The organism is Candidatus Arthromitus sp. SFB-mouse-Japan (assembly GCF_000270205.1).
Lineage (GTDB): Bacteria > Bacillota > Clostridia > Clostridiales > Clostridiaceae > Dwaynesavagella.
The window spans coordinates 1,389,652-1,403,798 of the sequence record NC_015913.1; the positions used below are offsets into that span (position 1 = coordinate 1,389,652).

Annotated in this window: 12 protein-coding genes; 2 read left to right on the forward strand and 10 right to left on the reverse strand. The window is 27.8% G+C overall.

The window, feature by feature from the left end:
* Positions 1 to 161: 161 nt before the first annotated feature.
* Complete coding sequence (gene rpmE, locus SFBM_RS06615) at positions 162 to 377, forward strand: 50S ribosomal protein L31 (RefSeq protein ID WP_007440357.1); 216 nt, start codon at positions 162 to 164, stop codon at positions 375 to 377.
* Between the two features lie 43 nt (positions 378 to 420).
* Here rpmE and rho read toward each other — a convergent pair whose 3' ends face one another.
* Together rho and SFBM_RS06625 are read right to left on the reverse strand one after the other, a co-directional pair.
* The gene (gene rho, locus SFBM_RS06620; protein ID WP_005805342.1) at positions 421 to 1,824 is read right to left on the reverse strand and encodes a transcription termination factor Rho; all 1,404 of its coding nucleotides are present in this window, start codon (positions 1,822 to 1,824) and stop codon (positions 421 to 423) included.
* 171 nt (positions 1,825 to 1,995) lie between these two features.
* Positions 1,996 to 3,606: a CTP synthase gene (locus tag SFBM_RS06625; RefSeq protein ID WP_005805341.1), complete on the reverse strand. Its 1,611-nt coding sequence runs from the start codon at positions 3,604 to 3,606 to the stop codon at positions 1,996 to 1,998.
* Between the two features lie 249 nt (positions 3,607 to 3,855).
* Between SFBM_RS06625 and SFBM_RS06630 the strand changes: the two genes are divergently transcribed.
* Positions 3,856 to 4,977, forward strand: coding sequence for an MGDG synthase family glycosyltransferase (locus SFBM_RS06630; protein ID WP_005805340.1), 1,122 nt, complete (start codon positions 3,856 to 3,858; stop codon positions 4,975 to 4,977).
* A gap of 32 nt (positions 4,978 to 5,009) precedes the next feature.
* On the opposite strand, the gene SFBM_RS06635 is transcribed toward SFBM_RS06630, so the two are convergent.
* The 8 genes from SFBM_RS06635 to SFBM_RS06670 all read right to left on the reverse strand — a co-directional run bounded on the left by SFBM_RS06635 (position 5,010) and on the right by SFBM_RS06670 (position 14,088).
* The gene (locus tag SFBM_RS06635; protein ID WP_005805339.1) at positions 5,010 to 5,672 is read right to left on the reverse strand and encodes a stage II sporulation protein R; all 663 of its coding nucleotides are present in this window, start codon (positions 5,670 to 5,672) and stop codon (positions 5,010 to 5,012) included.
* A gap of 46 nt (positions 5,673 to 5,718) precedes the next feature.
* Complete coding sequence (locus SFBM_RS06640; protein WP_005805338.1) at positions 5,719 to 6,825, reverse strand: Ger(x)C family spore germination protein; 1,107 nt, start codon at positions 6,823 to 6,825, stop codon at positions 5,719 to 5,721.
* On the reverse strand, positions 6,822 to 7,940 hold the full coding sequence (locus tag SFBM_RS06645; protein ID WP_005805337.1) for a GerAB/ArcD/ProY family transporter: 1,119 nt from the start codon (positions 7,938 to 7,940) through the stop codon (positions 6,822 to 6,824). The genes SFBM_RS06640 and SFBM_RS06645 overlap by 4 nt, the downstream gene beginning before the upstream one ends.
* An 11-nt stretch (positions 7,941 to 7,951) precedes the next feature.
* Positions 7,952 to 9,412: a spore germination protein gene (locus tag SFBM_RS06650; RefSeq protein WP_005805335.1), complete on the reverse strand. Its 1,461-nt coding sequence runs from the start codon at positions 9,410 to 9,412 to the stop codon at positions 7,952 to 7,954.
* 9 nt (positions 9,413 to 9,421) lie between these two features.
* The gene (locus tag SFBM_RS06655; RefSeq protein WP_005805334.1) at positions 9,422 to 9,610 is read right to left on the reverse strand and encodes a hypothetical protein; all 189 of its coding nucleotides are present in this window, start codon (positions 9,608 to 9,610) and stop codon (positions 9,422 to 9,424) included.
* Positions 9,611 to 9,706: 96 nt separating this feature from the next.
* Positions 9,707 to 10,567 (reverse strand): 4-(cytidine 5'-diphospho)-2-C-methyl-D-erythritol kinase, encoded by an 861-nt coding sequence (gene ispE / locus SFBM_RS06660; RefSeq protein WP_005805333.1) that lies wholly within the window; start codon positions 10,565 to 10,567, stop codon positions 9,707 to 9,709.
* Positions 10,568 to 10,666: 99 nt separating this feature from the next.
* The gene (gene cphA, locus SFBM_RS06665; RefSeq protein WP_005805331.1) at positions 10,667 to 13,267 is read right to left on the reverse strand and encodes a cyanophycin synthetase; all 2,601 of its coding nucleotides are present in this window, start codon (positions 13,265 to 13,267) and stop codon (positions 10,667 to 10,669) included.
* Positions 13,267 to 14,088: a cyanophycinase gene (locus tag SFBM_RS06670; protein WP_005805330.1), complete on the reverse strand. Its 822-nt coding sequence runs from the start codon at positions 14,086 to 14,088 to the stop codon at positions 13,267 to 13,269. Before SFBM_RS06670 ends, cphA begins: the two co-directional genes overlap by 1 nt.
* Positions 14,089 to 14,147: the final 59 nt, after the last annotated feature.

Genomic DNA, 14,147 nt, shown 5'->3' on the forward strand with positions numbered 1-14,147 from the left:
TAATTATACGTACAAATCAAAATATTTAAAGAATAATTTTAAATAAATATTTAAATAAGAATACCTGCTCATATAAAATTACTTTTGCTCTTATTGACTAATTTTATTTATATATGATAGAATACAGAAAGGTGTATAATGAAACGAAAGAGGTATATGTAATGAAACAAAGTATTCACCCAAATTACAATAACAATGCCGTGGTTAAATGTGCTTGTGGAAACACATTCACAACAGGCTCTGTAAAAGACGAATTAAAAGTTGAAATTTGTTCCAATTGCCATCCTTTCTTTACTGGCAAAAATAAAATTGTGGATATTGGTGGTAGAGTTGAAAAATTCAGGAAAAAATTCAACATCAAATCTGAAGATAACTAAAAAACCAAAAGGACCTTTCTTAAAAAAATTAAGAAAGGTCCTTTTATTTATTATCATCTTTATCAATTATGGCTTTATAATAATCAATAAATTCTTTATTATTCCTAGTATTCTGGAATACCTTTATTAAACTCTCTATTATATTTTCAGAGTTCCCCTCCCTATGCATTATTCTTCTAAGATAGAAAGATATTTCCCTTTCATCATTTGTAAACAATAAATCCTCTTTTCGAGTTCCTGATTTATATATATCAATACTTGGAAACAATCTTCTTTCTTGCAATTTCCTATCTAAATGAACTTCCATATTACCTGTACCCTTAAATTCCTCAAATATCATATCATCCATCCTAGATCCTGTATCAACAAGAGCTGTCGCAAGTATCGTAAGGCTCCCACCTTGTTCAAAGTTTCTTGCAGCACCAAAAAACTTTTTAGGTATTCTCAATGATCCAGGATCAAGCCCCCCTGATAGAGTCCTACCTGTAGGTACAATTGTTAAATTACATGCCCTAGCAAGTCTCGTTAAACTATCCATTAAAATAAACACATCTTTCCCATGTTCAACCATACGCTTAGCTCTTTCAAGTACCATTGTAGCAACTTTAACATGTTGATTCGGTTCCTCATCAAAAGTAGAATAAATAACTTCCCCACCTTCAATTGTTCTTTGCATATCAGTAACTTCCTCAGGCCTTTCATCTATAAGGAGAATTATTAATTTTATATCTTCATTATTTTTCAAAATATTCTGTGCTATTTTTTTTAATATACTTGTCTTACCAGCTTTAGGTGGTGCAACAATCATACCACGTTGTCCTTTACCTATAGGACATATTATATCCATTAATCTAGTCGATAAATCACTTCCATCTCCACTCTCAAGTTTTAATCTCTCATTTGGATAAATAGGAGTAAGTTCCTCAAAATTCTTCCTCTTTATCGCCTCGTCTGGTAAAAATCCATTAATCCTCTCGACATATAAAAGAGCTCTATACTTTTCACCATCTTTAGGATCTCTAACTTTACCTATTATATGATCCCCAGTTTTTAAGTTAAATCTTCTTATTTGAGAAGGAGAAACATAAACATCTTCCATACTAGTCAAATAATTCTTTCCTCGTAAAAATCCAAAACTATTATTATCATTTATTTCCAAAACACCATTAGCATTCTCAGAATTTAAAATCATATCCTGAAATTTATCTAATTTATCCCCACTATTTTCAGTGTTAATATTACAATCTTGTTCAGTAGATTTAACCATCTTCGACTTTATTTTTTCAACCAAAATAACACCATCTTTTTCAATTATAGTTGGAGATAATTCAGAAATCCTATGAATAAGATCATCCTTTTTTAATTTAGAATAATTTTTAATATCAAGAGTCCTAGCGGATTGTCTAAGCTCTGATAAAGACATTTCTTCTAATTTCAAAATATTCATATATTTAAATATTTTACAATAATAAATTTATTGTAAAATCCTCCTCTCAATTTAAAAAATATGTCTCTAAAAACAAGGTAATTTTATAAGAAAAGATTCAAGAAAGGCATTTCTAAAAGGATATATTTTATAAAATATAATTATAAAATTACTTAAAATTTGTCAACAAATTTATCTTAAATCCTTATATTCTTTACTGTATCTTATGAAATCTACAAATAGTGGATGTGGATTATTAGGCTTTGACTTAAGCTCAGGATGGAACTGAACTGCAACAAACCACGGATGATTCTTAATTTCAACAATCTCTACCAAATCATTATCAGTATTTATACCAGATAATATCATACCATTATTTAAAAACAATTCTCTATACTCATTATTAAATTCATATCTGTGCCTATGTCTTTCGTATATTATTTCAGAATTATAAGCACTATAAGCTTTAGAATCTTTGTATAACTTACACTGATATGATCCGAGCCTCATTGTACCACCAAGATTTTCAATATTAACTTGATCAACCATTATATCTATAACTTTATGTTTTGAATCCTTATTAAACTCAGATGATGTAGCATCTTTAAATCCTAAAACATTTCTTGCAAATTCTATAACAGTACACTGCATGCCTAAGCATATTCCTAAAAACGGTATATTATTTTCCCTTGCATACTTTATTGCAGAAATTTTACCTTCTATACCTCTATCCCCAAATCCTCCAGGAATGAGTATACCATTAACACCCTTTAAGGAATCAAAAACATTTTCTTCTTTAACACAAGACGCATTAATCCACCTTATTTTCACATTAACTTTATTTAAATATCCTCCATGATTTAAAGATTCAACTATAGATATATACGCATCATGAAGCTCTACATATTTACCAACAATTGCAATTTCAACATCATCTTTAATTGACTTTATATTGTCAACAATACCAATCCACTCAGAATTATCTATGTCCTTCGTATGAATATCTAGTGATTTACAAACCTTCTCATCAAATCCTTCCTTATGCAAAAGAAGAGGTACTTCATATAAATTACTCGCATCTAAATTTTGAATAACATTTTCTTGAGATACATTACAAAATAAACCAATTTTTCTTTTAAGATCACTAGATAATTCCTTCTCCGTCCTGCAAACTATAATATCTGGCTGAATACCTATACTCCTTAATTCTTTTACTGAATGCTGGGTCGGTTTTGTTTTAAGTTCTCCAGCTTTTCCTAAAAATGGTACAAGTGTTACGTGTACATAACAAACGTTATCAGAACCTATATCAAACTTAATTTGTCTGATACTTTCCAAAAAAGGAAGAGATTCTATATCTCCAACAGTACCTCCAATCTCTATAATAATAACATCATATTTATTATCTTTAGATAAATAATAAACAAAATCCTTTATTTTATCTGTTATATGTGGAATTACTTGTACAGTTCCTCCTAAATAATCTCCTCTTCTTTCTTTTGATATAACCTCCCAATAAATTTTACCGGTAGTTATATTATTATCTTTTGTGAGACTTTCATCAATAAATCTTTCATAATGCCCTAAATCTAGATCAGTCTCAGCCCCATCATCAGTCACAAAAACTTCCCCATGTTGATATGGACTCATAGTTCCAGGATCTATGTTTAAATATGGATCAAATTTTTGAATAGATACCCTAAGACCTCTATTTTTTAAAAGTCTTCCAAGAGATGCTGCTGTTATACCTTTCCCCAAAGATGAAACAACTCCTCCAGTTACAAATACAAATTTACAACTCATAATTTCCTCCTAAAAAACTACATTTAAATAAAATAATTTGTAAGATGTATATAAATGTTTTATTTTAATTAAAATAATCTCACTACAAAAATAAAATAAAGCTATAACAATCCTAGTTTTACATTTTAATTAATTATATTGAAACTTAAATAAAATATCTATATAATTAAGCATAAAAAAGTATTTTTTTAGTGTAAATATCAAATAAACGATGCTTATAAATTATATTTTTTGAGGGATATTAATAAAATGAATATTTTAATTTTTACGTCAGATATAGGTGGTGGCCATATAAAGGCTGCCGAAGCGATTTATGAACACATTAAATATAAAAATTTAAACTATACTGTAAAAACACTAAACACAATAGATAATATTAATCCATCGTTTAACAAATTACTAACATCCTCTTATAGTGAATGTATTAAGAAATACTCAAATTTATATGGAAAAATCTATTATTATGCTGAAAAAAATCATACTCCCTTAGACGTTTTTTATTCAATTTTAAAAAGTTTATCCAAAAAACTACTTCCAATTATATTGGATTTTAAGACTGATATAATGATTTCTACTCATCCATTCTCAACTCAAATGGTATCATATCTAAAAGAGCTTGGAAATATACCCGAAATTAAATTAATTAATTTATTAACTGATTATGGACCACATAGATTTTGGATATCTAACAATGTAGATGCATATATAACGGCAAGCGAACAAATGACTGATGATATGGTACAAAGAGGAGTGGATAGAAATATAATTTATCCGATTGGTATACCTGTTAGTGTTAACTTTTTAAAACCCTATGATAAAAAAGATGTTCTTAATACTATAGGTTTTAATGAAAATTGTTTCACCATACTAATTATGTCAGGTAGTCTAGGAGTTGACTATGTAATTAAAATATTTAAGCTTCTAATAACAATAAATAGAAACCTCCAAATAATTATCATAGCCGGACGTAATGAATATTTATATAAAAAATTTAAGCGTATTATTTCAAATTATACCGGAAATTCTATAAAATTCCACCTACTTGGTTTTACTAAAGAGGTCAGTAAATATATGAGTGTTTGTGATGTCATAGTTACAAAACCTGGTGGACTTACACTTACAGAAGCCATTTCTTCAAATCTTCCTATAGTATTTTTTGATGCTATGCCTGGACAGGAAGAACTAAATGCTGATTTTATCATAAAAAATAATATAGGTATGAGAATAACACAAAATCAAGAAAGTATTAACAAATTTGTTGAATTAATAGATAACTCTGAAATTTTAACCTCACTAAAAAATAATACTAATAAGATTAAAAAATTAAATTTCATAGAGAACTTATCATCTATAATAAATAATCTTAGATAAAATTTAAGCTATACTTATTTAAATAGTGTAGCTTAAAATATTTTTTTAAAAAACCCTTTTACGATCTCAATTATTTTAAAAGATACCTTAACTTCATTCACACGACTTACCCTTGATTTATCATTTGAGCTAAAAACTTCAGAATCCTTTTTATTACTTTTTATTATAGATGGAATAGAATCTATCTTTTTATCATCACTTTGTATAAAACCTATGCTCGAAAATAACAAACTCCAAAAATTTTTACCAGATGCCTGTCCTATATTCAATATAAAATAATCATATATGCCTTCAGGAATTATATAAGATCCATACACTCTTTCATCAAAATATTTTTTACCAATATCTATGGTAACCTCATCATACACTCTATAATCATTAAGAACATTTATAGCAATTTCCCTTATTTTGTTTAAATTTCCCTTTAAATAGTCAATATTATCAGATTTACTTGATTTTAATTTTGAATCTTTTTCAAGATAATCCATAATTTCATCCTTAACAGCATTTTTAACATATTGATCAAAATCTAAATCACTATTAGCTATAAAATGAAATCTTATTATATTTTCACTCAATTCTTCATAATCAAGCTCTATTAAATTCTCTCTTGACTTAACACATACCTTGTCCATATTTAAAAAATTTAAGCTTAAAATAAATAACATAAAAAATAAAAATTTGATAAATTTCATAATTACACCTCAAGGTAATTGTTACATTTATCAAATTTTTTATTCATTAAAACGATATATTTTCTGTATTTGTTATATTATTTATTATGTTTAAATTTATACTAAAACCTTCTATCCAATTAGGATTTCTCCTAATCTCACTTCTCCAAATCTTTGGACTAAATTTATAAAAATAATTCTCTAAATTTAATATATCTATACCATTTTTATAAAATCTATCTAATAAATTCATACAATCTATTTTAATAATATTATCTAAATTATTATTTAAATCATCCATGATATTATATGAAAATATATGATTAGGATCCAAACAATTTTTTATAGTTGTATTCAAATTCAATTCCAAATTCATATTTTTATGACTTATAATATTTATTCTTCTCTTGGTACTCTCAGATTCATAATCTATATACCTGCTTTTAAAAGGAATACTATATATAATTTTATCATTATCTCCTCTTAATAAGTTAATTACCCTAGTATTTTTAAGATTAAGCTCATCTATATAACTTTCATTATCTAAAATATAACTTCCTTTTATACTCATTACATTCTTATCATTATTTAATCTTAAAACAGGTATTAATATATTCTTATTTTGAGAAAAATAATCCAACATATTACTTAATGTCACAGACTTAATTCCATTTTTCTTACTATTATATTCAATTAATTCCTCAATAAATATTTGAGAGTCTTCACCTGACTTAGATTTAAAATTTATAAAATCTTTTGAATCTCCATCTCCTATACACATGAAAATCCTCCTACTAATTTGAGGATTATGAGATAAATAGTCCAATACTTCACAAAAACTATTATTATTTTTAGCTAATTTAGAAGATATAACAACTATCTTAACATGATCAAGATCAATATTTTTTTTAGTTTTACTTACAATATCATACATAGCTTCATAAAACGTTTTACCAAACCCATCGATGCTACCTGCCCCTTTAATTTTTGAAGATTCAGGAGAAAATTCTGATATATCAGGATAAGATAAATACAAAGAATAATCACCATCATCATTTATATCAACACCTATTCCTGATACAAAAAGTCTTGTATCAATACTCTGAGAATATGTACATGATTTCATAATAACACATATAAAAATACCCCAAAATACAAACATTAATTTTTTCATTTTACACCCTCTCCTTTTACAATGCTCCTCTTTATATAAGTCGCTAAAAAAAGAACTACAGGTACAAAAAAAACTAGAATTAAAGATATATAAAATACCCACGTATTTATTATAAAATCAATATCCTCAACTCCTTTAGGAATCAAAGTTAAAATATATATAATAGGTATAAACATTGTCGATGAAACTTTATGCCTAAATAATCCTAAAGATTTACTATTTACATAACTAGCATAAAAATATAAATTTATAAAATTTACTATAAAAAATATAGTGGCTATAGTTATAACAATTCCCTCAACTCTCTCAATAAATCCTCCAGGAACATCTATCGTAGTAAATGCTATGATTATAGGCCAATTAGATTTCACAGTTTGATTTATATTAAGTATTCCAACACATGTAAGAAATAATAATGATAAAAATACAAATGATAAAATCGTCGACTTATAATTTACATTTACCTTCTCATTACCCTCACTCCTGTATCTTGGAAGAATATAATAAAGCATCATAGATCCAATAAAATAACTACTAAAAGTTAAAAACCCTTTTAAATATATATACCCACTTTCTATGTTCATAGGTAACATATTATCTAAATTTATATTTTTGCATACTATGGCAAACGTTACAAAACAACATATCAATAGAAACACGAACATTATTTCATTAATACCAGTTAGAACTTTATCCCCAAATCTAACCACATAATAACAAATTATAAGCGTCGCTCCTATCATAAACTCACTATTTATTTCTGGAAATATATATAATTTTATAGAATCAATAAAGATTCTAAGCTGCATTGATATCAAAAATATGATGCCTATACTAATTAAAAATAATAATATTCTCCCTATAAACTTCCCAAATAAATTTTCCACAATAATATTCAGTTCATTGTTATTATTTATCTTAACAGTATTATAAATTATATAAATAACAGCTAAATAAATAATTCCATATATAATGGTCGGAAAAAAAGCGTTGTTACCCAAAATTTTGCCTATATTCTTGGTATAAGTAAAAACTCCAAATCCAACTAAACTTAAAAAAAGTGTTGAAAAAACCCCAAAACTTCGTATAACCTTACGATCTGCATTATTTCTCATATATAACTCCTTTATTTCTGTCTCTTTTTATCCTGAGTATCCATATACTTAGGCCTATCCTTAAATAAATAAAGAGGATATTTCACAAATATATCTTTAAAATCCTTTTTTCTCATATTAACAATTGGTGATAAATAAGGAATCCCAAAACTATCCATTTTCAATAAATATGTAAGAAAAACAAACGTTCCTAAAATTATTCCATAAAATCCAAAAATACCAGATATTATTATATACATTATCCTAAATAATCTAATAGACAGCATAACCTCGTAGTTAGGCGACATAAACCCACTTATTATTGTTAGAGCAACAATAACTATCATAACAGGACTAACAAGACCCGCACTTACAGCTGCCTGACCTATTACAATTCCACCAACAATACCAATCGTTGATCCTATAGCTTTTGGTAATCTAACAATTGCTTCAAGCAAAAATGCTAAAAAAACTTCCATTATAACAGCCTCAAAAATCGGAGGAAATGCAATCCCTTGACGAGAACTTGCTATAGAATAGGCAAGTTTTGCTGGAATAATAGACGTATGAAAACTAGTCACCGAAACATATAATGATGGAAGTACTAAAGATATAATAAGAGCAAAAAATCTTATTAATCTAGAAAATGTACTATAAATCCATCTAAGATTATAATCATCTGGAGTTTGAAATAAATTAGAAAAAGTTGCTGGCGTTATAAGAACAAAAGGGGAATTATCAACTATAATACAAACCTTACCTTCATAAATTGCAGATGATACAACTTCTGGTCTCTCAGTTGCTTGAACCTGTGGAAATATAGACCATTTATCATTCTCAATCAATTGTTCAATATATCCACTATCTAATATTGCATCTATATCTATACTTTCTAACTTCTTTTTAACTCTTGTTAAAACATCTTCATTAACAATATCATCTATATAAACAATAGCAGTATCAGTTTTAGATCTAACCCCAACTTTAATAGATTCTATCCTAAGCCTTGTATCTCTAACTCTTCTCCTAATAAGAGCTGTATTAGACCTTATAGTTTCTGTAAAACCATCTCTAGATCCTCGTATTACAGACTCACCCGAAGGTTCCCCTACACCACGATTTGGCCATGACCTTGTTGCAATAATATAACATTCACTTTTCCCTTCGATAAAAAGAAGGGTTTCTCCAGATAATAAGTCGATAATTGAATCTCTTAAATTAGAAGATTTTTTCATATCAGAAGTAGTTAGTATATCGAATAATTGTTTTTCACTTAGATTAACTAAACTATTGTTATCTAAAAGAGTTTCCATTACAAAATTATTTGTTAAGTTTTTATCCGATATACCATCTATACAAACAAGTAAACACTTCTTACCCGACACATTAAATTCTCTAAATACAACATCTGAATTATCCTTAAGCAATTCCTTTAGATAACTATTAATTTCATTTACATTCGGTGAAATTATTTCTTTAATTTTCTCTTCCATATATACCTCCTATTTCAAAATATTGATAATAAAAATACCTAAAGTTCCAAAAGAATAAATCCAAATTAATGCTTTACATACATTTTTATCATTCTTTAATTGATTTACCTCCCTTAATTCAATAAAAGCTAATATTCCAATTACAATTATCATTAACCAATAAAAATTTTTATTCATAACATTAAGTAAATTCATCATATTAATTCCTTCCAAACTAATTAATAATTTTATTATTTACTATTTTTTTGTAATTATGCACAAAAATAAGGCATGTAAATTAAACATCTACACACCCTACTCATTAATAGTTTTTGTTAAAAATACTTCATTAAATTCTTTTTTAAATATATCATACGAGCGTTGAGCTAAATATAAATTATCAAAAACTCCATATACTGCTGACCCGCTACCACTCATAGAAGCATTAATGGCACCACTATTTATTAATCTATATTTCATATCTCGTATAACATCCATATTCTCTACATCCGAATATTCCAATATATTTGAAATATTATTACAAACATCGTAGAACTTATCATTATTCAAATAATTAATGATCATATCCTTGTTTATATTATATTTTATATTATATAAATTAAATTTATTATAAACATCTTTAGTAGAAAAACCAAAATCAGGTTTTATAATTAAAATTATTTTATCTTCAAAAGATTTTAATTTCGTTACTTTCTCTCCTATACCCTCACATAAAACACTTCCTCCTAAAATACAATAAGGAAAATCAGCACCTAATACAATACTATCCCTACATAAAACATCTATAGGAATATCTAATTTATATATATAGTTTAAGGCTTTTATTATTTCAGCTCCATTACTTGTCCCACCACCAAGGCCTGAACATACGGGTATATTTTTATGTATTTTTATATATATTTTCCCCTTCAAACCATACTTTTCTATAAACCACATACAAGCTTTATAGCACAAATTCCTATGATCTATAGGTATTTGATGATTATCACATTCGATTTCTATGTATACTCCTTCAAACTCTTTATCTACTTTTAAATATATATCATCAAACAAATCAATTCTCTGAATCAATGTTTCAATATCATGATATCCATCTTTTCTTTTCCCCAAAATATTTAAAAAAATATTAATCTTGCCATAACTCCTTAGTTTCATATAACTCTCCCATTTCTCGTATAACTTATTAAATTATATAAAAAAGAGTATTTAAAATCAAAAAATAATCAGGGATACAAAAGAAACCCTGATTATTTTTTAAGCTAATCCCTTTTTAGGAGTTATATTCTGTTTATCTAAAATCACCTTATACAACTTATCATAATCCTCATAAAAAGCTACTATTAAATCACCCTGCTTAGCATTATCAATAGCCTCACTCAAAGCTTCTCCCTCATCGAGTATTATTTTAAAATTACTGTTATTCCCAAAACCTTGTCTAATAATATTTGCAACCTCATTCTCTTGTCTTCCTCGTTTATCGCTATCTTCTTTTATATAACTAAAACTTAAATATTTAGAACAAAGTTTTCCAATTTCAAATCCAACACTATCATTCCTATCTCCTGGTATTCCTATAACACCAGTTACTTTACTATACCCCATATTCTTTATACTACTAAAAATAGCATTAAACCCTTGAATATTGTGAGCATAATCTAAAATTACTTTTACTCCTCTAACATCAAACTGATTAAATCTTCCTTTATTATGTTTATCATCACACTGAAAACTCTTAAGCCCTTTAGATATTATGCAATAATCTATTTCAAGTCCCACTAAAGATGCAGTTGCTGTAAGAACATTTTCTATATTATGAGTAAGAGCCCCATTAAAGGTAATAGGTATATCTCTTAAATCAGCAATATGAAATATCCTTCTATTTTTCTCTACATAAATAGAATTATTAGATATATATATTCCATAGTTTCCCTTATCTAAATTTTCTCTTAAAAACTCATTATCTTTATCCTTAGAAAATACTATCAAATTACCTTTTGCTCTAGACGATATCTTCCTACACATATCATCATCACCGTTTATTATTGAATATCCATCAGGTTTAACTGCTTCTATAACTAAAGACTTTACATGTGCTAATTCCTCTAAAGTGTTAACACCATCGATACCCAAATGATCATCACTTATATTTGTAATTACTCCAACGTCAGCTAAATCATAAGCCAAACCATTTCTTATAATTCCTCCACGAGCAGTTTCTAACACAGCCACATCAACATCTTTGTTTAATAATATACTCCTCGCACTAAAAAAACCAGTCATATCTCCTTTAACTATACATTGATCATTTAAAAACACTCCACTAGTCGTAGTCATACCAACAGTATAACCAAGTCCTCTCAATGTATGAGCTACAATCCTAGTTGTAGTTGTCTTACCATTAGTTCCTGTTATCGCAATCAATGGTATACTCTTAGGAGAATTCTTAAATAACGCAGAAACAATAACATTAGCTACATCCCTTGGTGTTCCCTCACTTGGATAATGGTGCATTCTAATACCAGGAGCTGCATTAACCTCAACTATAACTCCATTATCATATAAAGGCTTTGAAACATCCATACAGCAAAGATCTATACCACAAATATTAAGTCCTATAGCCTTAGAGGCTCTAATACAAATATCAATATTTTCTTTACAAATTTTATCTGTACAATCTTCTGAAGTACCTCCAGTAGATAAATTTGAATTCTCCCTTAATACCAACTCCTTACCATCCTCTAAAACACTATCTAAACTATATCCACTTTTAGATATACAAAAAATCAGCTCATTATCTATCTTAATTTTAGTAAGTGGTTTCTCATGCCCATCCCCTCTAGATTCATCAGAATTCAGAATTTCTATTAATTCCTTAATAGTAGAGACTCCATCTCCTTTAACCATAGGTGGATTCCTCCTAGATACTGCAATAACATCTCCATCCACAACACAAACTCTATAATCATATCCTTCAATATATTGTTCAACCATAATATCCTTATATTTTGACTTAATTTTATTATAAGCTTCTATTAACTGTTTTTCATTTTTAATGTTTAAATATACTCCTTTACCCTGATATCCATATCTTGGCTTAAGAACAACTGGATATCCTATAGCCTCAGCTTCTATCAATAATTCTAATTGGCTATTGATCTTATCTCCTTTTGCCACAGGTAAAAACTGCATCTCTAAAAGTTTTTTAGTTAAAACTTTATCACTTGCAATATCCACACTAATAGAACTTGTATTTGAATCTATTGTCGCTTGAATCATCTTACTATATCTTCCATATCCAAACTGAAACATTGAATCATCATCAAATCTTATAATAGGTATGCCCTGTTTTTTTGCAGCTTCACAAAGAGCCAAAGCACTTGGTCCTAAATTTTCATATTCTAATATATTTTTAATATCTCTTATCCTTGATTGTAAATCTATATATTTCTTCGATATCAAAGAATTTATCAAATCTATGGCGAGCCTGGCTATAGCTAATGCCGTTTTCTTGTAAATGTATTCAAAAACAACATAATAAAGATCTCCTTTTATCTCCCTAGCCTTACCATAAGCTATTTCTAATCCAACTCTACTATGTAACGCAATAATAGTATGCTCACATACGTGAGCCAAATAAGTTCCTTCTCTCAATCTCTTTACAAACCCATGGTCCTCATCTATTCCACATCTATGCTCCCAAATTTCCGGCAATAACTCTATCAATTTATCATTGAATCCATCTATGCACTTACTAGGTGTTTCGCAATATCCTTGTAAATCTACATCCATTCTGACCACTTTTCTATGAGAATAAATATTTTTACCCTCATAAGCTCTGTAATTTAAAATTTTCATTATTTTACTCTTTCCTCCTCAAGTGGTTGCTTTCTATTTAAATCAAAACAATTTCCACTTTTTAAAACATGCATTTTAACATTGAATAAACTCAAAGGAACTTCATTTTCTTGCTCTAACAAACTACTATAAGTTAAATATCTACCATCTATTATATAAACAGCTCCAGAACCTATAACACTAAAATAACCTTCTTTCTTATTCACTACTATTGCCGTATCTTCATCTATACCAATACCTAGAACACTTGGATTTTCTGCAATAGCACCTAGTAGTCTTCCTATTCTTCCTCTTTGGGCAAAATGTTGATCTATCATAACTCCTTGCATAAATCCAAATCCTGGACATTTAGATAAATTATTCTTTCTTGGCGACTCTTCATCAGGTCCTCTAACAATCATAGTCTCACTCATAACCGATGCCCCCGCGGAAGTACCTGCAAATATACCTCCATTATCATGAAATTTCCTCATTTCTTCATATAGAGGTGTACCCCCTACCAAACTAGTTATTTTGAGCTGATTACCACCCGTAAAAAATATTAATGAGGCTTTTTTTACCATATCTAATAAATCTCGATTATCACATTGATCTCGAGAGGAAATATCTAAAATTTCAATATTTTTAACTCCAAGTTCATGAAATAAATTTTTATAATCATATCCAACTTCTCTACCTAAATCAGAAGCTAATGTAGAAACTATCATAGTATCTTTTTCTTTATCAATCATATTCGCAACTCTTCTTAATATTTCTCTGCTTCCACTCTTGTCTTCCGCTCCACCAATAATTATAAGTTCACCCTTAATACCATAACTCATTAACTTCTCACCTCATACACTTTAATATTTTTAACCACTATAAAAAATAATATTCATAA

What these genes read in the sequence shown, in the direction of transcription:
- rpmE (WP_007440357.1), top strand. Translation starts at nt 162, where the DNA reads ATGAAACAAAGTATTCACCCAAATTACAATAACAATGCCGTGGTTAAA.
- rho (WP_005805342.1), bottom strand. Translation starts at nt 1,824, where the DNA reads ATGAATATTTTGAAATTAGAAGAAATGTCTTTATCAGAGCTTAGACAA.
- SFBM_RS06625 (WP_005805341.1), bottom strand. Translation starts at nt 3,606, where the DNA reads ATGAGTTGTAAATTTGTATTTGTAACTGGAGGAGTTGTTTCATCTTTG.
- SFBM_RS06630 (WP_005805340.1), top strand. Translation starts at nt 3,856, where the DNA reads ATGAATATTTTAATTTTTACGTCAGATATAGGTGGTGGCCATATAAAG.
- SFBM_RS06635 (WP_005805339.1), bottom strand. Translation starts at nt 5,672, where the DNA reads ATGAAATTTATCAAATTTTTATTTTTTATGTTATTTATTTTAAGCTTA.
- SFBM_RS06640 (WP_005805338.1), bottom strand. Translation starts at nt 6,825, where the DNA reads ATGAAAAAATTAATGTTTGTATTTTGGGGTATTTTTATATGTGTTATT.
- SFBM_RS06645 (WP_005805337.1), bottom strand. Translation starts at nt 7,940, where the DNA reads ATGAGAAATAATGCAGATCGTAAGGTTATACGAAGTTTTGGGGTTTTT.
- SFBM_RS06650 (WP_005805335.1), bottom strand. Translation starts at nt 9,412, where the DNA reads ATGGAAGAGAAAATTAAAGAAATAATTTCACCGAATGTAAATGAAATT.
- SFBM_RS06655 (WP_005805334.1), bottom strand. Translation starts at nt 9,610, where the DNA reads ATGATGAATTTACTTAATGTTATGAATAAAAATTTTTATTGGTTAATG.
- ispE (WP_005805333.1), bottom strand. Translation starts at nt 10,567, where the DNA reads ATGAAACTAAGGAGTTATGGCAAGATTAATATTTTTTTAAATATTTTG.
- cphA (WP_005805331.1), bottom strand. Translation starts at nt 13,267, where the DNA reads ATGAAAATTTTAAATTACAGAGCTTATGAGGGTAAAAATATTTATTCT.
- SFBM_RS06670 (WP_005805330.1), bottom strand. Translation starts at nt 14,088, where the DNA reads ATGAGTTATGGTATTAAGGGTGAACTTATAATTATTGGTGGAGCGGAA.